This window comes from Evansella sp. AB-P1, assembly GCF_029688925.1.
In the GTDB taxonomy this organism is placed as follows: domain Bacteria; phylum Bacillota; class Bacilli; order Bacillales; family Salisediminibacteriaceae; genus Evansella.
The window spans coordinates 123,563-148,511 of the sequence record NZ_JARUKY010000011.1; the positions used below are offsets into that span (position 1 = coordinate 123,563).

Below are 24,949 nucleotides of genomic sequence, written 5' to 3' on the forward strand. Positions count from 1 at the left end.
AATTTGGTACAACTCACCATAAATATTGAGGTTTACAAATAAACACTATGTGGATATATTATGAAAAAATGTTTAGGAGAATTTTTGAAGATTAATAATTTCGTCATCTTAATAATAACAACGTTGTTATTATAATGCAAGTAAAATTAATCCCCTATTTTCTTTTTATCTAACATACCTCTTTGTCCTGTTTGTTCAATCTCGACGTTCACACTTACATCATACTCCGCATCTCTCCAGCCAGTTTCGTTCCAATTTAATGTACTAAAGTACTCTGTATCCATCGCCCAAATACGATGACCTAATAGCCATGGTTCCACATTAAGTCGTTTCATTTTATTGATTGTATCTGTTATATCCTGCGAAATTTCCTTTTCAAGCTCACGTACTATTTTATTTAACGTTTCTTGTGAAGAATATATACCTTCAGGGTATAGGTAAACAAGTTCTCCTTTTCCATTTATATTAAAGTTCATTTTGACAGGATTAGTTTTATCATAGCTTATATTATTCACTAAGTTAACTCTAATAGACGCCTTCAAATTTGTATTTGGCTGTTCAATGTCTAATGAATAATTCATATGATCTACTTTTTTATCCTTTAAAAGCATACCAACACCAGCTTCATGTCCTTTAAGTTCACCAACAAGCTTAAAGTTATGAAACACGCCTAAATCTTCAATAAATATACTATCTTCATTACTGTATGCAAGCGGAATAGTAGCTGCGTGAGATACCATATCATGATCTCTACGAAACTGAAATAAACGTACTGATTTTGTTCTGGATACTTTTTGATCTGCTCCAAAAAAACGATCGATATACAAAGCTGGTAGTGAAATTAATGGAGATTCCTGATTTAAAAAATCATGTACATCATTCTGTTTTCTAATGATAAGCAAGAACACTTCATTTGCTAAAGGAGCACGTCGATCTAGTAGATCAATAATATGATCCATCCCTTCTGTAGCTAACCTTTCCCCTATAGCAATAGCTTTTAAATGTCCAAAGAATAAAACAGTTGGTGTGGATGCTTCAAGATTTGTAATCGCTTCCCAAACAAACTCCCCTTTTCCTGTAATCGTTTCAAAATCGTTGGTTCCACTTTCTGTGGCACCATTTGGAACTAATATTGGGACTTGTAATGTGACAATATATTCATCCTCTTCAGTTTTATCTAGTCCCATCCCAATAACAATCGTACGTTGATCAATTTCTCTCGTATCAGCACATCCAAATAAAGAGAGAGAAAACATAATTATTAAAATGATTAATGATATTTTTTTGAAATTTGTGTGTTTAATCATTTTAATCGTCCCTTCTTGTTCAAAGACTATACTGTGTAATTAGAATTCAAGCACAAGTAATTTAAACGTTTGTTTAATAAAAGCTCAATTTTCACTAAAATCTTGTTTTTTTCTTAATAGCATGTACACAAAAAGTACAATGGGAAGGGCCAATGTATAAATCACCATGTTTATATTATAGGGTTCCCATTTTAAATTGACGAAGCTCGGTGTGATCATAGTTATAACGCTTATTATTCCAACAATCACGGTTATAGGTATCCATTCTTTTTTCTCATTTAGTGGGATTACTCTTTGAAATAAATCTGCTGCAAACCAAACATAAATCATTGCAGCTTTATATAAAGCCCAAATCCATATAGTTAAGAAGAATAAGTCTAATCTTTCAAACAATGCTACATCGGCATATGTTGTTTGAATTAAAGCGGTAAGGGGAGATAATAGGGTTAATGTTTGCTCATATCCAAATGTCCCTAATGTGATTAAACTAACTAACGTATACATGACCATTACGAGTAATAAGGCACTACTTGTGCTTTTAAAAATGTTGGTATCTTTTTTTAATAATGGTAAAAAGGATAATAATGCAATGATCCCTCCGTATCTCGTCATTTCAGATAAAGAACTCTTCATAAACGTAAATATATCAACGGTAAATACAGGCGGTATATTTATCCATTTAAATTCTTCACTGAAAATTAAAATAACTACAGTAATCACAACAACAATATCACAAATAAACATAAGCACCACAACACGCGTTATGGCAGTTATACCGTATAAGGCAGAAACCCACAAAACTATGAAAAATACCGTCATTACAATCCACTGTTCTGTATTTTGTAATAAATATGTTTGAATAACAATAGCCAAGCTCTTTATACCCCAAAAGATAGAATATAACGTACTAACAAATAAATAAAACATAATTGGATAATATACCCAGTTAGTTGATAAATGGTCAAAAGTTTTAAATATATCTCTTTGATTAAACTTCTTAATCACCTTAAATAATAAATAAAGAAATAAGATATAAGGTACTACACCTATCATCACCTTTAACCATGCACTTCTTATTTCTGCATCAGAAATGTAAGGCAAGAAAATAAGCCCTAAAACAATTGTTGATGAATAAGTGAAAACAAATAGCTCCCAATTACCAAACTTATTTTCATTCTTTTCTAGTATCATGTTTCATCATCCTTACAAATTGTCACATAGGTAAATTACCTTTGTGGCTTAAAAAAATTTTTTAATTCCTTTCCATCAAAAGGTGTTAATGGGTATAAATAAGAACGGCCTAAAGAGTCCAATTTAGCTAAATGTAAGCATAAGAAGCCGATTGCTAAAACCAAACCGTACAAACCAAAACTAGCTGCCGATAGAACAAATGCGTATCGTACAATTCTCCAAGAAGATACAAATTCCCAATTTGGTAATGTAAAGATAGCAACTGCTGTTAGAGCAATAACAATTACCATGACATTGCTTACAATACCAGCTTCAACAGCAGCTGTACCAATAACAAGACCCCCAACAATACCAATTGTTTGTCCAACAAAACTAGGCAATCGAATACTCGCTTCAACTAACACATCTAAAGCAAAAAGCATAAGAAAAGCTTCGGCTGTTGCAGGCAAAGGTATTTGTGCCCGTGATTGTGCTACATTAATTGTTAATGTAGTAGGTATCAATTCTGGCTGAAAAGCGACTAAAGCAACATATAGAGCTGGTAATGAGGAACCAAAAAGTAAACTAATTAATCTTACTAACCTTATAAAGGTTAAGTTCCATGAAACTAAAAAAGAGTGATCCTCACTTGTTTCTAGCATATCCATAAATGTAATTGGTGCTAATAAACAAAATGTCGAGTTATCTACAAATAAAACTACCTTACCTTGTGTTAATGCATATGCTACGTGATCAGGTCGTTCCGTTTTTGACGCTTGTGGAAAGATAGAATTTGGATGCCTTGATACATATTTACTTAATTGACCTAATGAAAGCATATGTTTTTGATTAAATCCTTTTAAATATGAATCAATGGTCTCAACTGTTTTTACATCCACATACTGCTCTAAATATACTAACGAAGCATGTGTCTTACTTACTTTCCCTAACTGATACTCCTTTGTTTTTAAACGAGGATCTTGTATAAATTGACGTACTATCCCAACGTTCGTTCGACTGTCTTCAATAAACCCTAACTTCGAACCATATACCTGATATTCTGTTGTTGGGTCCGCAACATTACGTAAATTCTTTTCAGCTAAAAATAAAACTACTGGCTTAACTCCATTCACTATTAAAAGTACATTACCAGCCAAAATTAATTCAACTGTATTTTCCCACGTTGTGACAGGTTGGAAGCTTTTTAAAGTTAATATATTTTCGAAATCATCACTGACTTCAATATTTTCTTCTCTATGTAGTAAAGGTTTAATGACATTATCATCTAATAATTCTTCATTGATGAGTCCTGAAAGATAACACAAATAGCTTTTTTGTCCAGAAGGTAAGCTAAAATTCCTCTCACTAAAATCATAAGAATCTGAGAAAATAGCTTCCATTTTAGGCTTTAGGAGTGATACTGAAGAGGGTATTGACTCATAAACATTAATTACAGTAGTTAAGTAATCATCAAAAGAGAGAGTAACAGGTTCAACCGTTTCTTTTTTCTTAAACAACATATATGATTTACCTCCCTTTCTACATCTTATTATTTAATTTATTTCGTAAGATATACGGATGGTACTTATAAACTTCGTCTAAACACTCAAAAAAACGTATTATTTACCAAGTAAACACAAAAAAGTCAGGGACATGGTCCCTGACTTTTTTGTGAAAGATCACTATCTATATTGACTTTATATCATTTAGAATATTTTTTTCTTTCCTTTTTCATCTTGGAGTATTTCTACAGCTTCTCTGAAACGTTGGGAATGAATAATTTCTCTTTCTCGTAAGAACCTTAAACTATCGTTTAAATCTGGATCATCTGACATGTCAATAATCCATTGATACGTAGCGCGGGCTTTTTCCTCTGCAGCAATATCTTCGTATAAATCTGCTATTGGATCACCCTTTGCTTGAATATACGTTGCTGTAAAAGGATCACCTGCAGCATTCTGATAAAATAATGCTTTATCATGATTTACATAATGATCCTCTAAACCTGCTGCTTTCATTTGTTCTGGTGTAGCATCTTTTGTAAGTTTATAAATCATTGTGGCTATCATTTCCAAATGGGCAAATTCCTCTGTTCCAATATCTGTTAATAACCCTATAACCTTATCTGGAATCGTATATCTTTGATTTAAGTAACGCAATGCTGCTGCAAGCTCTCCATCTGCACCACCATATTGTTCAATTAAATATTTAGCTAACCTTGGATTACATTCCCTAACTTTGACAGGGTATTGAAGTTTTTTTTCATAGATCCACACAGAGATGATTCCCCCTTTAACTTTATATTTGCCACGGCCAAGGTGCATCATCCCAATTCCACGGATAACCACTGTAGCTATTACCATATTGCTGTAAAGGACCGAACTGCTGTTCAAAATGAATCTTTAATTGCTGCCTAGCTTGTGAATACTCATTAAATTGCTGAATTGCTTTATAATCATTTGGATGGGTGTCTAAGTATAATGTTAATTCAACTAATACAAAATCGATGGATTGAAGTTCTTCCATCATAGAATAGAATTCTTTAGGGAGTTGTTTATTTGTCATGATGTTCCCCTCCCTTTTTCTTTTGGACCATAATAAGGATCATAAAATGGTTTCCATAGTGTACCTGCATATAGAGCTTCCCTAGGTGTAAACTGTGGTAAATCCTCTGGTTGAAACCCTAAATATAAATGTGGTGGTGTTGAGTATTCTTTAACAGGAATGGGAGGACACGGATCAAATGGACTGGCATAAGGTTGCCACATTTTCTTAGGTGTATTTTTTTTACTCACAATCACTCCTCCTTTTATAAATAAAAACCATCATATATATATGAGTAAAAAAGAATGTCCAATGCATCCTTAACCCAAAATATTAAAAAAGACACAAAAAGTTCAGGAACATGGTCCCTGAACTTTTTGTGAACTTATAGTATTGTTTCTTCCTAAAAAAGTGTTGGATGATTGGATGACGATTCTAAACCGTTACTGTCATCACCTGGATTAGATTTATTATCACTGCTATTTTCTAGTTCTGCTTCTCCAATTTCATACCAAGATTCAATGACATCTCCACTATCCGTAGTATCAATTAAGAATGAACCGTTTGTATATCGATCATTCGTTCGTACAGAGTGAACGTCAATTCCTTCCACTAGTCCTTTTTCACTTTGCATCCATACTTTTCCACCATTATTAACAGCTAATAAAGCCACAACCCGATGAGGATGTCGTTTTAATTCTTTAAGCATAACTAATCCTCTTTTTGCTCGACTTGATTTTTCAAGAACATTTAATTTCATCTTTTTATAGGCTGCTCGTTGTGTTACTAAGAAAAGAAAAGGCTGTTCGTTCGTTTCGTTAAATGAAAGACAGCTAACCACAAAATCATCTTCCTTTAAATTAATGGCTTTTAAACCAGCTGTTCGTTGTCCTGTAATTGTCACTTCTTCCTCTGTAAACCAAAGTCCGTAACCTCTATGAGTAGCAACAATAATATCTTGCTGTCCATCCGTTAGACTGACTTGAATAACTTCATCATCTTTTTTAAGTTTGATAGCCATTAAAGATTTAGAATTACGCTGAGCTTTATAGTCTGACAGTAAAGATCGCTTAATCATTCCTTTTTTCGTAGTAAATAAAACATAGCGATCATCTCTAAATTCTCTTACAGGAATAACATTTATAATATCATCATCATTATCCATCGATATTAAATTTGCAACATGCTGTCCGCTATCCTTCCAACGTATTTCTGGTAGTTGATGTACTGGGAGGAATAAGAACGATCCTTTACGTGTAAAAAGTAATAACGTATCTGTCGTATTAATTTCTGTTGTATATAGAAGACGATCGGTATCCTTCATTCCAGGAGGTTCTCCATTTGAAGCGGTAAAAGATCGCATGCTTGACCTTTTCACATACCCCTCTTTTGTAACAGTTACCATTACATCTTCTGCTGGAATGACTACTTCTAAATTAATCTTTAAATCTTCTATTTCATGTTCAATGACAGTCCTACGATTCTCTACATACTTCTTTTTAATTTCCTTTAGTTCCCGCTTAATTTCTCCAATAAGTTTCTTCTCACTTGAGAGAATAGATTCAAGTATTTCAATTTGCTTTCTTAGTTCTTTCGCTTCATCTTGTAAAGTTGTAACATCCGTATTTGTAAGACGATAAAGCTGTAAAGTAACAATGGCTTCTGCTTGAGGTTCTGTAAAACCATATTTTTCTTGTAACCGATCCTTTGCATTCTTCTTATCTTTTGATGCACGAATGGTTTCAATTACTTCATCTAAAATAGAAATTGCTTTAATTAACCCTTCAACAATGTGAGCTCGTTCCTTCGCCTTATTCCAATCATGCTTTGTACGTCGGGTAACTACTTCCTTTTGATGGGAAATGTACGATTCAAGCATTGATTTTAAGCCCATAAGTTTAGGTGTTTTATTAGATATGGCAACCATATTAAAGTTATACGAAACTTGTAAATCAGTATTTTTATATAAATAATGTAAGATGCCTAGAGAATCTGCATCCTTTTTTAATTCAATGACAATACGCAAGCCAGTCCTATCTGTATCATCTCGGACTTCAGCAATACCCTCTACCTTTTTATCTATCCGTAGCTCGTCCATTTTTTTCACAAGGTTAGCTTTATTAACTTCATATGGAATTTCAGTTACAATAATTTGTAGCTTTCCACCACGGAGTTCCTCAACTTCAGCCTTCCCTCGTAAAACAATTTTTCCTTTACCTGTTTCATATGCTCTTTTAAGTCCTTCAACCCCTTGAATAGTACCACCTGTAGGGAAATCAGGTCCTTTTATATGCTTCATTAAATCATCTAAACTACAATTTTCATTTTCCATTTGAAGGATTGCTGCATCAATAACCTCTCCTAAATGGTGTGGAGGAATATCCGTTGCATACCCACTTGAAATTCCAGTGGAACCATTTACAAGAAGGTTAGGAAATCTAGCTGGTAATACAACAGGTTCATCCATAGAATCATCAAAGTTAGGCATAAAGTCAACTGTATCTTTTTCAATATCCTTCAGCATCTCAGATGAAATTGCCGATAAACGGGCTTCCGTATAACGCATAGCAGCTGGTGGATCTCCATCAATGGAACCGTTGTTTCCATGCATTTCAACTAATAGATGGCGCATTTTCCAATTTTGACTTTGGCGAATCATTGCATCGTAAACAGAGCTATCTCCATGGGGGTGATAGTTCCCAATTACGTTTCCTACTGTTTTTGCTGCTTTACGAAATGGTTTATCAGAAGTATTACGATCCATATGCATGGCAAATAAAATCCGTCGTTGAACTGGTTTTAGTCCATCCCGTGCATCTGGTAAAGCCCTATCTTGAATTATATATTTACTATAACGTCCAAACCTGTCTCCAATCACATCTTCTAAGGGCAGGTCCAAATAGCGATCTTTCTCCTGCAAGAATTACTCCTCCTCTGTGACTAGTAAATTTTCATTATCTAGAATATTTGTTTCTTCGTTTAAGCCAAATTCAACATTTCTTTCAATCCATTTTCTTCGAGGTTCTACTTTATCGCCCATTAACGTTGATACGTGACGTTCTGCTCTTGCAATATCATCAATACGAACTCTTACTAACGTCCGTGTTTCAGGATCCATCGTCGTTTCCCAAAGCTGTGTGGCATCCATTTCTCCTAAACCTTTATATCTTTGAATGATATAGCCTTTTCCAATTTTTATAATGGCAGCTTTTAAGCCTTCTTCATCCCATGCATATTCTAGTTTTTCCTTCTTTCCAGATCCTTTACTAACTTTATATAAAGGCGGTAATGCAATATAAACACGACCTGCTTCTACTAAAGGACGCATGTAACGATAGAAAAAGGTAAGTAATAGGACTTGTATATGTGCACCATCTGTATCTGCATCTGTCATGATGATAATCTTATCGTAATTAATGTTATCTATGTCAAAGTCGGCTCCTACATCGCCACCAATTGCGTAAATAATCGTTCGAATTTCTTCATTTTTCATAATATCAGCTAACTTAGCTTTTTCTGTGTTAATAACTTTCCCTCGTAATGGGAGAACTGCCTGAAACTTACGATCACGGCCTTGCTTTGCAGAACCACCAGCAGAATCACCTTCTACTAGATATAATTCATTTCGTTTTGGATTCTTCGATTGAGCTGGAGTTAGTTTACCGCTAAGCATGGCATCTTTTCTTCTGTTCTTCTTGCCACTTCTAGCATCTTCACGGGCCTTACGAGCAGCTTCTCTTGCCTGTGACGCTTTTATTGCCTTACGTATAAGATTATTGCTTAGATCAGGATTCTCTTCTAAAAAGAAGCTTAACTTCTCTGAAATAATACTATCAACAGCTGAACGTGCAACTGGTGTACCTAGCTTCCCTTTCGTTTGACCTTCAAATTGAAGCTTATCTTCTGGAACCCTAACAGAAATTATAGCTGTAAATCCTTCTCTTATATCATTTCCATCTAAATTTTTGTCACGATCCTTTAACAACTGTAGCTTCCTTGCATGCTCATTAACAATACGGGTAACTGCAGTTTTTGCACCTAGTTCGTGAGTACCACCATCTTTTGTACGAACATTATTCACAAAAGAAAGCATATTTTCTGTAAAGGCATCATTATATTGAAAAGCAAAATCAATCTCAATATCGTCTTGCGTTCCTTCAAAAGATACTACAGGATGCAAAGTTTCTTTTTCTTCATTTAAATATTCAACAAATGCCTTTAACCCAGTGTCATACTGAAAGATTTCTTGTTCTGTATCTCTGTTTATCCTTAAATCAATTAATTCTATTTTTAACCCTTTCAATAAAAAAGCAGCTTCTCTTAATCGTTCTGCTAAAATTTCATGATGGTAAGTAGTAGTGCTAAAAATACTCGGATCAGGTTTAAAATGTATAATTGTCCCAGTTTTCTTAGTTTTACCAACCGTTTCTAATGTGGTAACGGGCTTCCCACCATTTTCAAAGCGTTGCTGGTAGATTGTTCCTTCACGATGTATCGTTACTTCAAGCCATTCTGATAGTGCATTAACGACAGAGGCACCTACTCCATGTAAACCACCACTTGTTTTATAACCACCTTGACCAAATTTTCCTCCAGCATGCAAAACCGTCAATATTACTTCTGGTGTTGGTTTTCCAGTACTGTGCATGCCAGTTGGAAAACCTCGACCATTATCTTTTACACTTATGCTTTCATCTTTATGTATGGTGACAGTAATTTCATTACCGTAACCTGCTAAGGATTCATCTACTGCATTATCTACAATTTCGAAGACGAGATGATGAAGCCCTCGGTGATCGGTACTTCCAATATACATTCCTGGACGTTTTCTGACTGCTTCTAGTCCTTCTAAAACTTGTATGGAATCATCATTGTATTCATAGGTTTGTTTAATCGCCAATGATTTCTTCTCCTTTCCATATGAGAACATGTAGGCTATTATATAACATAACACAACTTTTCATGGGTTTCGATAAGTAATAATGAATAATATAACATATAACTAGTACCATTTGTGGGTCGTACTCAATACAATATAGCTTGTTTTACGTATTTGTCAATTCTAGAATGCGTGTTTCCGATATAAATTAACGAAAAAAGCGATCGGGAAAATGGTCCGATCGCTTCGATATTTTTTATCTGGTTAATGCATGCTCTACCTTAATACATCTATCCATAATTACTGTCATACCGGCATTTTTAGCAATTTCATATGCCTTTTCATTTTCTAATCCTAGCTGACACCAAAATACTTTCGCCTCGACATTAGATGCCTCTTCAGCTACCTCTTCTAGATATTCACTTCTACGAAATACATTAATAATATCCACTGGTTCAGATAAATGCTCTAAAGAAGGAATTGATTTAATTCCAAATACCTCAGTTATAGTTGGATTCACTGGTATTACCTCATACCCTGCACTTTGTAGTGCTGCTCCTATTTGATAAGAGGTTCGATCTGGGTTATCTGAAAGCCCTACAATAGCGATCTTTTTTGCTTCATCTAAAATTTGTTTAATTTCTGGTCGACTTGGATTTTCCATTATCCTACTCTCCTTTCTTCTAAAAAAATACCCATATTTAGCACTTTTATAACCCCAGAAATTTAAAGGGAGCTATTTAACAATCATAACAGGACATTGCACCCGTTTTGCTACTTTATGGCTTACACTTCCTAATACAAATTGTTGAAAAGGATTAAGTCCTCGACTTCCTATCACAACGAGATTATAAATTCCTTCATTTGCTTCCTTCACTATAGAAGGGCCAGGCTCACCAAATACGTGCTTTACTTTAAATGAAACATTTTCATTTATTAAGTATTTTTCTAATTCAGCTGTATCTGCTTTTCTTTCCTCAGGTATATCCTTCCGCATCGTCATATTTTCATCCATTACATCACTTCTGCTAGGAATTGAATCTACTACATGAATAACAGTTATCTCTGCACCTTCCCTTTGCTTCGCAATGTAAATAGCTTTTTCTGCAGCTCTCATTGAATGTTTGGATCCATCAGCAGCCAATAATATTTTATCAAACATGGTTAATTCCCCCTCATGAATAATGTAGAAACTCTTTTTTCTGCTCTACTCCCATTACTATTCATATGTTTTATTCCACTTGTACAATGGAGTATTTAAAAATAGATTAATGAAGGGAGTGACTTCGAATGTATCCGCTTACAAAATGCAATTGCACCCGTTTTTGTGATTATTTTCACAAAAATATAAAATTAGATCTTACTATTTATATATTCAACACTGTATACTTTAAAATCCTTTTTTTGCTTTATATTTTTTGTATCTACTACGGTACGTGAAAAATTATGACATTGAGTGTCCTTGTTTCCTCCAAGTCTTATAGGAAAAGAGGTAATTCTACCTTCTATCTCGCCCCCTTGCAGGATCTCATTTGTGTCGTTATATCGCTTAAAAGACTATCCTGAAAATTAAAGGTGTCAGGAGTGTAAGGCGGTGACTCCAGCGACGGGCATGTGCTTCACGAATAAACTTCGAGTTGTCTCGACGCTGATGCGTTGCCCGCGGTAAAGAAGACACTGCGAAGCATGAACAGATGTCGCACTTATGCCTGTGGTGAAAGCGTCCGCAAGAAACGTATGAACCCCCTTGATGAGTATTTTCATCCCCCATGGTGCAAATCTCCACTTGCATGGGAGGTCTAATATAACAAAGAAACTCGGCATTTATCTACCAAGTTTCTTAAAGATATCAATTTAATTGATACACATCAGTGTACTTTGATTTTAAATAATTAATTAAATAACTTGCATCAACGCCTTGCCCAGTTATATCCTTTAATATTTCAAGAGGCTCTTTACTCTTACCAAATTGATGAATATGTTTTGTTAACCATTCTTTAATTGGTGCTAAATTACCGTCTCGAAGTAAAGTTTCAAACTCCGGAATATCTTTATCCATCTCTGCTTTTAACTGAGCAGCATAGACGTATCCTAATGCGTAGGACGGGAAGTAGCCAAAAGATCCTCCAGACCAATGAACATCTTGTAGAACACCTTCACTATCGTTAGAGGGTCTCACCCCAAGGAGCTCTTCCATTTTATCATTCCAAGCAGTTGGAAGATCCTTTACTTCTAATTCCCCATTAATCAATGCTTTTTCTAGTTCGTAACGTAATATAATGTGAAGGGAATAAGTCATTTCATCTGCTTCAATTCGAATTAAAGAAGGCCCAGCTACATTAATTCCACGATAGAACGTATTTAAGTCAACTAATTCAAACTGTCCCGAAGAATATTCCTTTAATTTTGTATAGTGCTTTTCCCAAAAAGCTATATTTCGACCTACAAAATTTTCCCAAAATAGTGACTGTGATTCATGAATACCCATGGATGTACCAGTGCACAACGGTGTTCCAACGAATTTCTTATCTATGTTTTGTTCGTATAACGCATGTCCACCTTCATGTATCGTTCCAAAAACTGCAGTACGGAAATCCTTTTCATCATACTTCGTTGTTACCCTTACATCCCCAGGATTTAATCCAATGGCAAAAGGATGTACAGTAGTATCTAAACGTCCTGCATCAAAATCATATTTCATACTTTTCAATATTTCTTTACTTAACGCTTCCTGATTTTGAACTGGAAAATGTTCAAATAAGAAACTTGTTTCCGGTTGATTAGGGGCTTCTGTCACTTTTTTTACAAGTGGAACAATTTCTTCCCGTAACTGTCCAAATACACGATCAATAATATCCACTGTCAGACCTGGTTCATAATCATCTAAAAGCGTGTTATATTTATTTCCTTCGTAACCAACCCATTCTACATAGTTACGATTAAATTCTACAATCTTTTCTAAATATGGTTGAAATGATGAAAAATCATTGTTTTGTTTCGCTAATTCCCATGCTGATTCCGCTTGTGCAGTAAGAATAACGTAGTTTTCATACTCTTTCTCAGGTACATTCGTTAGTTTTTTATATTCCTTTTCACAAATTTTCAAAGATCCTTTTGTAACATCATCTAGTGATTCCCATACCTCTTCTTTCCGTAATGTATTAATATATTGTTTCATTTCATCAGATGTACTCATACGAAAAACTTCAGAAGATAATGTTCCTAATACTTGTGATCTTTGCTCTACTCCCTTTTTAGGAGCACCTGTTCTTAAATCCCAAGCTAATAAACCGATAGCTTCATTATAATTTCTCATCTTATGCAAGTATTCTCTAAATTCCTTTTCAATCGATTTAATATTTTTTCCCACTAATAATGCCTCCTACTTATAAAATTGATTACTTACTAAAATATACCAAATGTTTTCAATCAATTATACCTTTAAATTAAAAATTTAGGAAACTCACACATCTTATCCTATGTACCAATAGTCCATTCTTATTGATTCTCGTAATTATTTCCTTTACGATATGGTTAATGACGGAAAGGAGGCTTCCATTTATGAATTTTGTTATAACAGAAAAAGCTGCACAATTTTATAAACGGGATATGCATCTAAATAATCATGAATATGTAACGTTTTACGTAAGAGTCGGAGGGGTTGGTTCAGGAGGCTTCTCGGTCGGCATTCGTAAAGGACGTCCACCATTTGATTTTCAGGTTTTTCCTAAAGCCACTATTTACTTTTGTATTTTAGAGGAAGAAAAATGGTATTTTGATGGAATGACAATCGATTTTAATGAAGACATGGGAGAAATGACATTTAACAATCCGAATATAGAAGATGTTACAAATCCTAAATAAATGAAGCCCACCTCTCAGTTACAAATATTGAGAAGTGGACCAATAACTTATCCCCCTATATGGGACATTTCAATTTTACGAATCGCTTTTTTATCTGTTTGCTGGAGTCTTTCTTCCGAATACCGATCATTTCGAGAAACCCATATATCCTTTATTCTTTCAACTAATTGATCTTCAGAAGCACCAGTTCGTATAAGCTCCTTTAGATCATGTCCTTTTGTTGCAAATAAACATGTTACGAGCTTCCCATCAGCTGAAAGCCTAGCTCGAGAACAAGTTGAACAAAAAGTATCTGTTACAGAAGAAATAATACCTATTTCATTATTGTTATCTTTGTATTTAAAGCGACTTGCTACTTCACCTTCATAATTAGCTTCAATTGGTTCAATAGGCATTTCCTTATTAATAATAGAGAAAATTTCTTTTTTGCTTACCACGTGGTCCAGTTTCCAACCATTTGTATTACCTACATCCATATATTCTATAAAGCGAAGGATAATTCCAGAATCCTTAAAATACTTTGCCATAGGCAATATATCTTCCTCATTCATACCTCGTTTAACAACCATATTAATTTTGACCTTTAGTCCCGCTTCCACAGCAGAATCTATACCCGTTAATACTGACTGTACACCGATGTTTCTTCCATTTATATAACGAAATTTCTCGTCATCTAAACAATCTAAACTTATCGTTACTCGATTTAAACCCACAGCTTTTAAGGATTTTGCATATTTCGGTAATAACGTTCCGTTCGTGGTCATAGCTATATCTTCAATTCCCTTAATTTCATTTAGCAATGTAATTAAATGAGTTACATTTTGCCGTAGGAGTGGTTCTCCACCAGTTATTCGAACTTTTTTTATACCCGATGCCTTTACGAATAAAGTAGTTAAATGAGCAATTTCTTCCAGTGTAAGTACATCATTTCTTGGTAAGAATTTAAAATCTTTATCAAAAATCTCTGGAGGCATACAGTAACGACAACGGAAATTACAACGATCTGTTACTGAAATACGTAAATCCGTCAACGGCCTTCCTAAACGATCTTGGATGTGTGTATTCATAATACTCTCCCCCTAGTTAAGTCCATTATACGTTGATTAATTTTCTTAATACAAGGGGAATACATCAGTGTTCGTTATTTGTTAACTTTTTATAATATTATATTTAAAATATTTATGTTGATTCTCCGTTCTAACTTGAGCTGATGCATTAATACTTCCCATTCTATAGCAAATCCGTGATCAATTTAATGACAATTGGTCCTAACAATACGATAAATAAAGTAGGGAAAATAAAGATAACCATCGGGATTAGCATCTTTATTGGCGCCTTCATAGCTAGTTCTTTTGAACGCTGACGCATCGATTCTCTCATTCGAATCGTTTGCGCCCTCAATACCTTTGTCATGCTAATCCCCATTTGATCCGCTTGTATAATTGCATTTATCATTCCTTGAAAAGACTCCAAAGGTACTCTATCTCTTAATTCTTGCATCGCTTGTTTTTTTGTTTTACCTAATTTAATATCATCTAACAATTGTAAAAATTCATAAGCTAAAGGACCATTCACTTGCATGGATACCTTTTTTATAGCAGCATCAAGCCCGAGACCAGCTTCTACAGATAAATTAAGCATATCAAAGAAATCTGGCATCATTTTTTGAATTTGTATAATACGCTGATTTGTTTTTCCCTTAATGTAATATAAAGGGAGATAAACTCCTATAGCTCCAAGAACTGTCGCGAAAAAAAAGACATTAACACGATTTTCCCCATTCGGTAATAAAAGAAAAAGGACAACTGTAAATAAGCCTAAACCTAAAAGCCCTTGTAATAAGACTAAATCTTCTACCTTTAATTGGTTAGGTCTTCCCGCATTTATTAATCTTTTATCTAATTCGCGATATTTCTCAGCTGAAATAATATTTTTAATTAAACTTTTAAAAAAATGATCTTTTTTTATCGTCGTATTTGAACTATCTGCAGCCTGCTTTCCCTTTTCTCGTATTGAATCCTGAACAGTGTTCTCTACTAACGATGCAATACGTTTTTCTAACTGAATTTTGCGTTGAAAAAAGGTTGAGAACAGTATTACAAATAATAAAGTTAAAAAAGCAGTAACAGATATAAATAAAAGGATAGAAATCATGAAACTCACACCTCAATTTTTACAATCTTTTGAATCATGACCCAACCCATAATCCCAGAAAATACACCAGCTATTAAAAGTACTAAGCCAAGGGGATGTTGAAACATTGGTAGAAAATATGTTGGATCCATCAAATTTAGTAAAAATGCAATCCCTAAAGGTAATAAAGAGATGACGATTGCAGACATTTTCCCTTGAGCAGTTAGTGCTTTCAATTCTTCTCGAAAGCGAACTCTTTCTCGTAATGTTTCTTGCATAACTTCTAAAATGTCCGTTAAATTCCCACCTGTAGTCCGTTGAATAAGGATAGCATTCACCATCAACTCCATGTCTTGGTTCGGCAGGCGATCCAACAGTTGTTTAAAAGCATCCTCCATCGTCACACCTAAGTTAATTTGACGTATTGTACGCATAAACTCTGTCCCTAATGGATCGGGAATTTCTTTGCCGACTAACTGCATTGCTTGAATAAAACTAAAGCCTGATTTCATTGCTGATGACATTGTCCCTAACGCTTGTGGCAATTGTTTTTCAGATAAAACAAGCCGTACTCTAATTCTTCGATCTACATATGCGGCTGGTAATAAAAATCCAACAAATACTAATAGGAATGCAAATAAAAATTGCTGAAAAATAAACCCTAATAGTAAACCAATAATACAAAAAGTAAATCTATAAGCAATAAATTCCTCTGGTTTGATAGGGACGTTTGCCTGGTCAAGTTTTTGCTTCCATTTCAAAGCAACTTTTTTCCCAACAAAGAGCTTTGATATTTTTATAATGAATCCTTTGAAAGCATTTTTAGGAGATTTTTTCCCTGTATTTTGATGCTTGACTTGCTCATTTCGTTCCCCTTGACGTGGTAAATACTTTTCTACTCTTTTTTCAAATCTATTTTTTCGCTTAAAAACAAGGAATTGAATTGCTGCAAATAGTATGGTGAAAATTAACATTAACAGGAAGAACATTTTTATTCCTCCTCTACAAACCACTCTGAAGGTAAGTGTATACCGTAGCGTTCTAGTTTATCTGCACAATATGGTCTAATACCTGTGGAAACAAAGGATCCCTCTATTTTTCCATCAGCACCTATCCCTGTTTGTTTAAAAACAAATAAGTCCTGAAGAACGATCGTATCCCCTTCCATCCCCACAACTTCCGTGATATGGGTTATTTTTCTACTACCATCCTTTAAACGAGATTGCTGAATAATAAGGTCTACAGCACCAGCAATTTGATCACGAATCGCACGTAGAGGTAAATCAACGCCTGCCATCAACACCATCGTTTCTAATCTCGCGACCATGTCTCGTGGTGTATTGGAGTGACCCGTTGCTAAGGAACCATCGTGTCCTGTATTCATCGCTTGAAGCATGTCCAACGCTTCAGCACTTCGGACCTCACCAATAATCACACGATCTGGTCGCATACGTAAGGAGTTACGAACAAGGTCCCGAATAGATACCTCTCCTTTCCCTTCAATATTCGGTGGTCTCGTTTCTAAAGAAACGACATGCTCCTGTCCTAGCTGTAGTTCCGCTGCGTCTTCAATCGTGATAATTCGTTCATTATCTGGAATAAAATTAGAAAGGACATTTAGTAATGTCGTCTTCCCAGACCCTGTCCCTCCACTAATAAAAACATTTAAACGTCCCTTTACACAGCCATCTAAAAATTGACTCATTTCTCTACTTAATGTACCAAAGCCAATTAAGTTTTCTATATTTAAACGACTTTCTGGAAATTTTCGAATCGTTAAACTAGGACCTACTAAGGATAATGGAGGAATGATTGCATTCACACGACTCCCATCCTCTAACCTTGCATCTACCATCGGACTACTTTCATCAATTCTTCTTCCTAGAGGAGAGACAATTTTTTCAATTACTTGTAAAACGTGTTCATTATCACGGAAGTGCGCTTCACTTTTGATAATTTTCCCCTTTTTCTCAACATAGATATGGTATGGACCATTCACCATTATTTCTGTTACATCTTTATCCTTTAAGAGTGATGTAATCGGTCCGTATCCAGTAAGTTCATCAACGACTTTTTTTATGACCTGCTGCTTCGCTTCAAAAGTCAGGCGTTCTCCTTCCTTTTCAAAAAAGCTTTCAGCCATCGTTGGAATAAACTCCATGAGCTTCTCATCTTCAATACTAATATTGTTATTTAATTCATTCATAACATATTTTCGAAAGTTTTCAAAAACACTTATTTCATGGCGATATGGAACAACCTTTTCATGACGTGTTGGTGCTTCCTTTTCAGTGATTACTGACTGTTCATTTAAGCGTTTTAAAAGAGACAAATAACATCCTCCTCTCTCACTTTATTTGTTTTTCTTCAACAAACGTGAAATGAAACGATTTCCTTCAGATTTATTATCTGATTTATCAATAATTTTTAGAGCCAATTGCTTCATTCCCTTAGATACAGATGCTTTAGGATCAGTTAAAACAAAAGGTTGTCCTTGATTTAACGATGTAACAACAATTTTGTAGTCACTTGGTATTCTTGAATATACAGATAATCCAAGTATTTTTTCCACTGTATCAAGGGTCATTTCATCCATCGGCGTATCTCGATTTAATACAACCTTTATTCTGTCTTTCAAACCTAATAATTCAAGTGTATCTATGGCTATTTTCCCATTTTTAATGGTCGGTAAGTCCATCGATGTAATGAGAAAAATCGTGCTTGACTGCTCTAGTGCTACAAGAGAGGTTTCAATTAAAGCTGGTGGTGTATCAATGATGATATAATCATAATGCTGTTTTAATCTTTCCAGTAAAAATGAAACACTTTCTCCTGTCACGATATCTGCAAACTCAGGAAGTGTTGGGGCAGACATAATTTCAATCCCTGTTTGATGCTTTGTCATAAAACTTAAAACATCCCCACGATTTACTTCATACGATTCCTTAATCCAGTCATAAATCGTTTTTTTGGGCTGAAGATCCAGTGAAATGGAAATATCACCAAATTGTAAATCTAAATCTACAATGGCAACTTTCACATTTCCCTTAGCTAATGACACCGCTAAATTTACGCTAATCGTCGTTTTACCAACGCCGCCCTTCGTACTACATACGGTAATAATGTTTCCATCTGCTTCTTCCACTTCTTTTGGCGGTAGCTTCTCTAGTTTAAATTCAATCACATTTTTAGCCTTCGTAGCAGCTTCAATAATTTCAATTTCCTTTAACGGAGCTTGAAGCACATCCACAGCCCCAACGTACATAGCACTTTTCAAATCGACATGTTCCGTAATTAATATGATAGATGTGAGTGGAAATGTATATGTTAGTTCTCCACATAATTCGTATATATCGTATGTTTCACTTTCATGCAGAAAAATAACTGCTGCCTCTTCCGGCTTTAGCTCTTTCTTCAAGTTTTTCTCAGTTAAATAATATTTAATGGAACTTCCCATTTTCCTTATATTTACTTTTAACGGATAAATCAAGCTTTCATTTTCAGATAAAACATACCACTTCATTTTCATGTTGGGTTACACCCCTTTATTGAAGCTGTTCAATCGTTATTTTTTTCATTCGTTCAACCTCATTATCTCCTTCTCCCCTCAGCATGAAAACGATGTAACCGTTCTCAACTGAAAGAGACAAGGCAACCCCTTCCTCAGGGGTAACCTCTAGTGTAACTGTTCCATATGAAGCATATTCCTCTCCAAACACTTGTGGTCTACCTACAGACAATACTCTGACGTTTTGTAGGAGGAGTTGCGCCATTGGAATTCCTTCATCAATGGAAGGTAGGTGGGAGATGATGTCAACATAATCACCAGAACGGATAAAACCAGAAACCCCTTGAACATCATTCACCGACACTGACATTGCTCGATTACCTTCTTCGATTTCCAAAAGGGATTGCTGTTCTTTTTCTAATTCAAATTCTTGTTCCATTTCTTCGCTTAACAGATCTTCATTTTCAACGTCAGCCAAGTCATTCGTGGAATTAGAAATGAATATCATGAATAATGTAGCTGATAACGTACCGAATATTAATGCAATAATCCATATCCTTTTTGTATTCATTATCATTTTCTTCCTTTATGCAAAAATTTACTCCACTAATTTATACGCATAGGCCCCATAAGGATTGATTTCCGGTGTGAATTCCCCAGAAAAGGAATATCGGATAAATCTTCCCGTAATCGGTGCCCCTTCATTTGCTCTTCCGACACTATCAATAAAAAATGAACCAAAGCCGACAATTTGTACTTTAGTAAAATCATTTGGTACAACTTCTTTATAGATAGGGATAATAACCACTAAAGGGCAATTATCAGGGTGATCCATATATGTTGGTATTTTCCCAACTTGATGGTATGGACAATCTTTTCTTCTTTCGCCGATTGCTCGAAAAGTGGGATTCGCTATCGTACCTGATCTTGTTTCCACGATATCCCCGATTGATAATATCCCTGAATATCCTTCTGTTAAATCCTTTTCGTACTCGCTTGCACCTTGTCCACTTAATTCAAGTGCCCCAAATGCTCCAGTGTCATTTCCCCCAGAACCTACTCTTAATGTAACTTGTGTACCGAAGGAAAAGGTTCGATTTCCATACGCCCCAAGTGGAACAGCACCTTGAACCCCCGCTAAGGATCCTACTTGAGCTTTTGCTGAAGCCTGTACAACCTGCTCATGAAAACCTAACACTTTTGCAAAGGTCAATGGGACGGTTCGTTGCCCTTCTCCATAAAAAACAGTTCCACCCTCTTGTAATGTAATAGATAATTCATTTCCAGAGAGTCCATTTTCGTTTGCTACTCTCGTTGCAGCATCTAATGCTGCTTGCGGCCGATCAGGTAGGTTTTGCATCCCAGCAAGTACAGCAAGATCGATTCCTTTTTGTAACCGGGATTTTTCTAGGTACAATGATCCTGCATCCACTACCAATGCCAGCATCCCTAAAACAACAGTCATAAATAATGCAACTAATACGAGAACTGCTCCCTTTTCATCTTTTTTGAATTTTTTCATTATTTATTCAATCCTTGCTACCGTTTTATTATTTATAACAAAAGGGGTTGGAAAGATAGATGATACAAATGGAGTTAACGTTTCAAACTGATACGTAATATGAATCGTCCCATACGTTCCCCGTTTTCTATTATTAGTTCCAGGAGTAATCGACACATCCACTTTAGAAGAATCTAAGCCTGAGAACTGACTTCGTATAATAGAAACAATTTCCGTGTCCGTTGAACCAACACTCATTACCCTAGCCCCCTCTCTTCCAGCATGGTTTAACGCAATATTTGCGTGAAATAGTCTACCGAAATCGATGATTCCAAAAAGGATAATGAGTAATAAAACGAGAGAAATAGCTAGTTCCACTGTTCCTTGTCCTTTTTCAGACTTTAATATTTTCATTTAGACCCCTCCTAAATAAAATGCACAGAAGGTCCCAATAAATATTGCTACTCCATAAGGGAAGGCATGATGTAGATCTTCATCATTTATTATCTTTACCGATTTTAATGTCACTGCATTCATCATTCGATGATAAAGTCCCTTACCTTGTTTCTTTTTTATAATGAGAATTATAGCGATAATTCCTCCAGCTATACACGTATATAAAAACGTATAAAATACAAAACTAGTTCCCATTAATGCTCCAATCGCTGCCAAAAGCTTCACATCACCAGCACCAATTCCCCCTAATACAAAGGGAATAAATAATAATCCTATCCCGACGAGAAATCCTAGGCCACTGAATAGGAACCCATTCCAACCATCGGTCCATATATAATAAATGAACCCAAACACCATCGCAGGGAATGTAATCGTGTTATAAATCTTACGGTACATTAAATCAGTAACTAAACTGATCAGTAATACTACACCAAGTAAAAAATGAATGATCATTACACCACCCCCTAATTTACATCTATTTATTTGTATCGTTAACAGTTTCTTATTTTTTATGAAGTAAAGCTACATTTGTTAAAAAAATAAGCTCTACTTCTCATAGCTAGAATGAAAAGAAGAGCTTATTTTTCTATATATATTTCATACTAATTTGTTTTTTCTGGAGTAAATGCATCTTTAATGTTTTCAAAAATCTCTTCTACTTGGCCACCTAATGCCATTAGTGCTCCTACTGCTACTACTGCAATTAAGCCAAGGATTAAACCGTACTCCGTCATTCCTTGTCCTTCTTCTTCACGCACTAATTTTGTAAATAAATTTTTCATTTATAAAAACCCACCTTTTATATTATATTTTGCTCGTCGATTACAATTGAAAAAATATATAATTGCGGGTTGGTTCTTTCGTAATCGTCTTGCTACATGAATAATATCACCTATCAAACTGTTATACTACAGGGAGTTAATGGGAAAAATAATGCATAAATTTGGGTTGAAAACCAGGTTTACATCTAAAAAAACAATTAAAAAAGCTCAACATTTCATGAGTATGAAAAGTGAGCTTCTGAATATATATTATCCAATTATTTATCTGGAGTAAATGATTCTTTAATGTTTTCAAAAATTTCTTCCACTTGACCACCTAATGCCATTAATGCTCCTACTGCTACAACTGCAATTAAACCAAGGATTAAACCGTACTCCGTCATTCCTTGTCCTTCTTCACCACGTACTAATTTCGTAAATAAATTTTTCATTTATAAAAACCCACCTTTTTATATAATTTTGCTCGTCGATTACAATTAAAAAATATATAATTGCGGGGTTTATTTTCGTAATCGTCTTGCTACATGAATAATATCACCTCTATTACTATTATACTATAGGGAGTTAATGGTAACACAAGAAAGGATATACGACATGAAAATCAAAAAAAATAACAAGACAATCGAAACATCAATATATATAAAAGTGGCGGATCGATTTTCAACGAGGTTGCGAGGTTTCATGTTTAGAAAACAGAAATTACATAATGAAGGTTTACTTATTACTCCTTGTAATTCTATTCATATGTTTTTTATGTACATAACCATCGACGTTGTTTTTATAGACAATGAAAATAAAGTCGTCAAAGTAAAAGAGTCTCTAAAGCCTTGGAAATTTGTTTTGCCTGTTAAGCATGCAAAAGCTGCAGTTGAATTACCTGTAGGCACTATAAAGGAATACAACCTTAAAGTAGGAGATAAGCTTGTTTTTTAAATATTGTTATTTCTTTAACAACACCACAGAAAAAAGCTGTGACAAGTCACAGCTTTTTTCTTTATTCCTTTGCTTCTTCCACTTGATGCTCTAATTTTTCTATGAGACCTGATGAATACTCTAGAAACTCTGAAGACATTTCATGTTTATAGGCATTATTCAATTGATTTTTTGCATCATTAATAGCCTTCATCGCAGTATTTAACTGTTCTGGGTCCATATTCATTGTTGCATTTCCAACTGTTTTTTGAGCTGCTTTAATAGCCATTTCCACTTGATGTAGTTCATCAAACGGTTCAGACATCTGCCATACACCCTTTCATACAATACTTTTACATATAGCTCTATTTGGAGCTTGTTCTTATTACATGTAATAATATGTGTAGAAAGTGCCTTTTCCATTCGTATTAGTCAGAAAGAGGAAGAAGGAAGACTACTGCTATCTAATCTTGATCGTCGTTTCGAATCTGTCTTAGTTACTCTCCCCGCTGTACTTAAAATTTGCATGCAAGAGTAATCCCAATTGGAATAAAATTATTTTCATTCTCCATGGTGCAAATCATCACTTGCATGGGCGGTCTACCCTAAAGAATCATTGAATAATAACTTAGGACAGCTTCTCTTTTTTATCGTTTTTATTTTTTTGGTGGTCTCTTACCCCAGAATTGATAAAAGTCAGTACGTATATTTCCATTATAAAGCTTCCTCTTTTTCGTAGCTTTTGCACCATAAAGCTTTTCAAAATGTTCATTAGAAGTAATAAAATAAATTGACCACGTTTCAAGTGGTCGAAACGTCCTTCCTAACTCACGATACAGGTTTTCGACGTATCCTTTCTCATTCAGCCGTTCTCCATACGGAGGATTCCCAACAACAACTCCATACTCATCCTTCGTTGTAAAATCCTTTGCCTGCATTTGTTTAAAGTTGATTTGGTCAGGAAATCCAGCCTCTGTTGCATTATTTGTGGCTAATTCAATCATTTTATGGTCAATATCTGATCCTAGTATATTTAAAGGCTGGTCATATTTTGCTAGGTCTTCTGCTTCTTGTAATGCGAAATCGAACCATTCTTTTTTATACCAATCCCAATGTTCAAAAGCAAACTCCCGGTTAACACCAGGTGCGATATTTTGACCAATCATAGCTGCCTCAATAGGTAACGTCCCAGAACCACAGAAAGGATCTACAAATGGTTTGTCGGCATTCCAATTCGTTAATTTAATCATTGCTGCAGCTAACGTTTCTTTTAAAGGAGCTTCATTATGTAAATACCGATAACCTCTTTTATGTAATCCAGTTCCTGAAGTATCAATTGTCAAGGTAACAATATCCTTTAGAATAGCCACTTCAATTCGTTGAAGAGGACCATTTTCCTCAAACCATTCGATTTTGTGACTTTGCTTTAAGCTTTCTACAACAGCTTTTTTTACGATAGCCTGACAATCAGGAACACTATATAAAGTGGATTTTACTGATTTTCCTATAACAGGAAATTCAGCGTCCTTTGATATATAGTTTGTCCACGGTAAAGCTTTCGTTTGTTCAAATAATTCCTCGAAGCTAGTGGCCTTGAATTCTCCTACGAGAAGTTTTACCCGATCTGCCGTTCTTAGCCATAAATTTGTCCGAGCAATTCCTGAAGGATCTGCTTCAAAAATTACCTTCCCATTTTCTACACGTAAGTCTGTATATCCTAAATCCCGAACCTCATCAGCTACAATTGATTCCAATCCCATCGCAGCAGTAGCAATTAATGTAACAGCATTCAACTTTCAATCACCTTTCCCTCTCTAATTATATCTTATATCAAGCCATACTATTGCCAATAAATACTACTATACCGATTCCTTGCAATACTTTCAACAAATT

The 24,949-nt window shown here is 34.9% G+C and carries 26 protein-coding genes; 2 read left to right on the forward strand and 24 right to left on the reverse strand.

Annotation, left to right across the window (positions count from 1 at the left end):
- Positions 1 to 146 precede the first annotated feature (146 nt).
- The 11 genes from QA612_RS13270 to QA612_RS13320 form a co-directional block, all read right to left on the reverse strand.
- Complete coding sequence (locus QA612_RS13270) at positions 147 to 1,307, reverse strand: Ger(x)C family spore germination protein (RefSeq protein ID WP_278284298.1); 1,161 nt, start codon at positions 1,305 to 1,307, stop codon at positions 147 to 149.
- Between the two features lie 84 nt (positions 1,308 to 1,391).
- Positions 1,392 to 2,498, reverse strand: coding sequence for a GerAB/ArcD/ProY family transporter (locus QA612_RS13275; protein ID WP_278284299.1), 1,107 nt, complete (start codon positions 2,496 to 2,498; stop codon positions 1,392 to 1,394).
- A 35-nt stretch (positions 2,499 to 2,533) separates the two neighbouring features.
- Positions 2,534 to 3,997, reverse strand: a complete 1,464-nt coding sequence (locus QA612_RS13280) for a spore germination protein (RefSeq protein WP_278284300.1) — start codon at positions 3,995 to 3,997, stop codon at positions 2,534 to 2,536.
- 186 nt (positions 3,998 to 4,183) lie between these two features.
- Positions 4,184 to 4,753 (reverse strand): manganese catalase family protein, encoded by a 570-nt coding sequence (locus QA612_RS13285; protein ID WP_278284301.1) that lies wholly within the window; start codon positions 4,751 to 4,753, stop codon positions 4,184 to 4,186.
- Positions 4,754 to 4,775: 22 nt separating this feature from the next.
- Positions 4,776 to 5,042 (reverse strand): spore coat protein CotJB, encoded by a 267-nt coding sequence (locus tag QA612_RS13290; RefSeq protein WP_278284302.1) that lies wholly within the window; start codon positions 5,040 to 5,042, stop codon positions 4,776 to 4,778.
- A complete protein-coding gene (locus tag QA612_RS13295) occupies positions 5,039 to 5,245 on the reverse strand; it encodes a spore coat associated protein CotJA (RefSeq protein ID WP_278284337.1) in 207 nt (68 codons plus the stop codon). The genes QA612_RS13290 and QA612_RS13295 overlap by 4 nt, the downstream gene beginning before the upstream one ends.
- A 179-nt stretch (positions 5,246 to 5,424) precedes the next feature.
- Positions 5,425 to 7,941, reverse strand: a complete 2,517-nt coding sequence (gene parC / locus QA612_RS13300; RefSeq protein ID WP_278284303.1) for a DNA topoisomerase IV subunit A — start codon at positions 7,939 to 7,941, stop codon at positions 5,425 to 5,427.
- 3 nt (positions 7,942 to 7,944) lie between these two features.
- Positions 7,945 to 9,951: a DNA topoisomerase IV subunit B gene (gene parE / locus QA612_RS13305; RefSeq protein WP_481804441.1), complete on the reverse strand. Its 2,007-nt coding sequence runs from the start codon at positions 9,949 to 9,951 to the stop codon at positions 7,945 to 7,947.
- 205 nt (positions 9,952 to 10,156) lie between these two features.
- Positions 10,157 to 10,564, reverse strand: coding sequence for a CoA-binding protein (locus QA612_RS13310; protein ID WP_278284305.1), 408 nt, complete (start codon positions 10,562 to 10,564; stop codon positions 10,157 to 10,159).
- A gap of 72 nt (positions 10,565 to 10,636) precedes the next feature.
- A complete protein-coding gene (locus tag QA612_RS13315) occupies positions 10,637 to 11,062 on the reverse strand; it encodes a universal stress protein (RefSeq protein ID WP_278284306.1) in 426 nt (141 codons plus the stop codon).
- Positions 11,063 to 11,749: 687 nt separating this feature from the next.
- Entirely contained in the window at positions 11,750 to 13,270 is a 1,521-nt protein-coding gene (locus QA612_RS13320) for a carboxypeptidase M32 (protein ID WP_278284307.1), read from the reverse strand.
- Positions 13,271 to 13,461: 191 nt separating this feature from the next.
- Between QA612_RS13320 and QA612_RS13325 the strand changes: the two genes are divergently transcribed.
- Positions 13,462 to 13,764 carry an iron-sulfur cluster biosynthesis family protein gene (locus QA612_RS13325; RefSeq protein WP_278284308.1) on the forward strand — a complete coding sequence of 101 codons (303 nt, stop codon included), beginning with the start codon at positions 13,462 to 13,464 and terminating at the stop codon, positions 13,762 to 13,764.
- A gap of 47 nt (positions 13,765 to 13,811) precedes the next feature.
- On the opposite strand, the gene moaA is transcribed toward QA612_RS13325, so the two are convergent.
- The 11 genes from moaA to QA612_RS13380 form a co-directional block, all read right to left on the reverse strand.
- Complete coding sequence (gene moaA / locus QA612_RS13330) at positions 13,812 to 14,831, reverse strand: GTP 3',8-cyclase MoaA (protein ID WP_278284309.1); 1,020 nt, start codon at positions 14,829 to 14,831, stop codon at positions 13,812 to 13,814.
- Positions 14,832 to 14,994: 163 nt separating this feature from the next.
- Positions 14,995 to 15,918: a type II secretion system F family protein gene (locus tag QA612_RS13335; protein ID WP_278284310.1), complete on the reverse strand. Its 924-nt coding sequence runs from the start codon at positions 15,916 to 15,918 to the stop codon at positions 14,995 to 14,997.
- A gap of 5 nt (positions 15,919 to 15,923) precedes the next feature.
- Entirely contained in the window at positions 15,924 to 16,886 is a 963-nt protein-coding gene (locus tag QA612_RS13340; RefSeq protein ID WP_278284311.1) for a type II secretion system F family protein, read from the reverse strand.
- A gap of 2 nt (positions 16,887 to 16,888) precedes the next feature.
- Complete coding sequence (locus tag QA612_RS13345; protein WP_278284312.1) at positions 16,889 to 18,229, reverse strand: TadA family conjugal transfer-associated ATPase; 1,341 nt, start codon at positions 18,227 to 18,229, stop codon at positions 16,889 to 16,891.
- Positions 18,230 to 18,250: 21 nt separating this feature from the next.
- A complete protein-coding gene (locus QA612_RS13350; protein WP_278284313.1) occupies positions 18,251 to 19,426 on the reverse strand; it encodes a CpaE/TadZ family protein in 1,176 nt (391 codons plus the stop codon).
- A 16-nt stretch (positions 19,427 to 19,442) separates the two neighbouring features.
- Positions 19,443 to 19,976: a Flp pilus assembly protein CpaB gene (gene cpaB, locus QA612_RS13355; RefSeq protein ID WP_278284314.1), complete on the reverse strand. Its 534-nt coding sequence runs from the start codon at positions 19,974 to 19,976 to the stop codon at positions 19,443 to 19,445.
- A gap of 27 nt (positions 19,977 to 20,003) precedes the next feature.
- Entirely contained in the window at positions 20,004 to 20,927 is a 924-nt protein-coding gene (locus QA612_RS13360; RefSeq protein ID WP_278284315.1) for a pilus assembly protein TadG-related protein, read from the reverse strand.
- 3 nt (positions 20,928 to 20,930) lie between these two features.
- Positions 20,931 to 21,320 carry a TadE/TadG family type IV pilus assembly protein gene (locus tag QA612_RS13365; RefSeq protein WP_278284316.1) on the reverse strand — a complete coding sequence of 130 codons (390 nt, stop codon included), beginning with the start codon at positions 21,318 to 21,320 and terminating at the stop codon, positions 20,931 to 20,933.
- The gene (locus tag QA612_RS13370) at positions 21,321 to 21,815 is read right to left on the reverse strand and encodes an A24 family peptidase (protein WP_278284317.1); all 495 of its coding nucleotides are present in this window, start codon (positions 21,813 to 21,815) and stop codon (positions 21,321 to 21,323) included.
- Between the two features lie 149 nt (positions 21,816 to 21,964).
- Entirely contained in the window at positions 21,965 to 22,144 is a 180-nt protein-coding gene (locus tag QA612_RS13375; protein WP_278284318.1) for a Flp family type IVb pilin, read from the reverse strand.
- A 257-nt stretch (positions 22,145 to 22,401) separates the two neighbouring features.
- Positions 22,402 to 22,575 carry a Flp family type IVb pilin gene (locus tag QA612_RS13380; RefSeq protein WP_278284319.1) on the reverse strand — a complete coding sequence of 58 codons (174 nt, stop codon included), beginning with the start codon at positions 22,573 to 22,575 and terminating at the stop codon, positions 22,402 to 22,404.
- Positions 22,576 to 22,738: 163 nt separating this feature from the next.
- Here QA612_RS13380 and QA612_RS13385 point away from each other — a divergent pair, with 163 nt between their 5' ends.
- Complete coding sequence (locus tag QA612_RS13385) at positions 22,739 to 23,077, forward strand: DUF192 domain-containing protein (RefSeq protein WP_278284320.1); 339 nt, start codon at positions 22,739 to 22,741, stop codon at positions 23,075 to 23,077.
- Between the two features lie 61 nt (positions 23,078 to 23,138).
- On the opposite strand, the gene QA612_RS13390 is transcribed toward QA612_RS13385, so the two are convergent.
- Both QA612_RS13390 and QA612_RS13395 read right to left on the reverse strand, forming a co-directional pair.
- A complete protein-coding gene (locus tag QA612_RS13390) occupies positions 23,139 to 23,381 on the reverse strand; it encodes a DUF2564 family protein (protein ID WP_278284321.1) in 243 nt (80 codons plus the stop codon).
- 331 nt (positions 23,382 to 23,712) lie between these two features.
- A complete protein-coding gene (locus QA612_RS13395; RefSeq protein ID WP_278284322.1) occupies positions 23,713 to 24,849 on the reverse strand; it encodes a THUMP domain-containing class I SAM-dependent RNA methyltransferase in 1,137 nt (378 codons plus the stop codon).
- Between the last annotated feature and the right edge of the window lie 100 nt (positions 24,850 to 24,949).